The organism is Allobosea sp. MMO-172, from assembly GCF_037147855.1.
Taxonomy (GTDB): Bacteria; Pseudomonadota; Alphaproteobacteria; order Rhizobiales; family Beijerinckiaceae; genus Allobosea.
Genome location: NZ_JBBCUM010000050.1, coordinates 1 through 862, shown reverse-complemented (window position 1 = coordinate 862; position 862 = coordinate 1). Strand labels below are relative to the sequence as shown.

The following is an 862-nucleotide window of genomic DNA, read 5'->3' as shown; positions in this document are numbered from 1 at the left end:
GCCGCTCTCAGAGCGGCTTCTTGATCGCCTTGGCGATGACGCCGACGATGCCCTCGCGGAAGAGCAGGACGCAGAGGACGAAGATCACGCCCTGCACGACCGTGACCCAGGCGCCGAGCGTCGCGAGATAGTTCTGCATCGCGACGATGACGATGGCGCCGACGATCGGGCCGAACACGGTGCCTAAGCCGCCGACCAGCGTCATCAGCACGACCTCGCCGGACATCGACCAGTAGACGTCGGTGAGCGAGGCCAGCTGGAAGACGATCGCCTTGGTCGCGCCGGCGAGGCCGGCCAGCGTCGCCGAGAGCACGAAGACCATCAGCTTGTACTGGTTGGCCCGGTAGCCGAGCGAGATGGCGCGGGGCTCGTTGTCGCGGATCGCCTTGCAGACCTGGCCGAAGGGCGAGTGGATGACGCGGTAGATCAGCAGCAGCCCGCCCAGGAAGATCGCGGCGACGAGCCAGTAGAGCGCGCGGTCGTCGGCAAGGCTGATCAGGCCGAGGAACTTGCCGCGCGGCACGGCCTGGATGCCGTCCTCGCCGCCGGTGAAGCGCGGCGTCTGCAGTGAGAAGAAGAACACCATCTGGGCGAGCGCCAGCGTGATCATCGCGAAATAGATGCCCTGGCGGCGGATGGCGAGCGCGCCGAAGACCAGGCCGAGGGCAGCGCCGACGGCGGTGCCCAAGAGGATCGCGAGCTCCGGCGTCAGGCCCCAATGCTTGGCGGTATAGGCGCAGACATAGCTCGCCATGCCGAAATAGGCGGCATGGCCGAACGAGAGCAGGCCGCCATATCCAAGGAGAAGATTGAAGGCGAGGGCGAACAGCGCGAAGCACAGCACCTTCATCACGAAGACGGG

1 protein-coding gene is annotated in these 862 nt (G+C 66.5%); it reads right to left on the bottom strand.

The window, feature by feature from the left end:
- Positions 1 to 7 precede the first annotated feature (7 nt).
- The coding region (locus tag WFK61_RS26055) for a branched-chain amino acid ABC transporter permease (RefSeq protein ID WP_336814947.1) at positions 8 to 862 on the bottom strand (855 nt) is incomplete at its 5' end.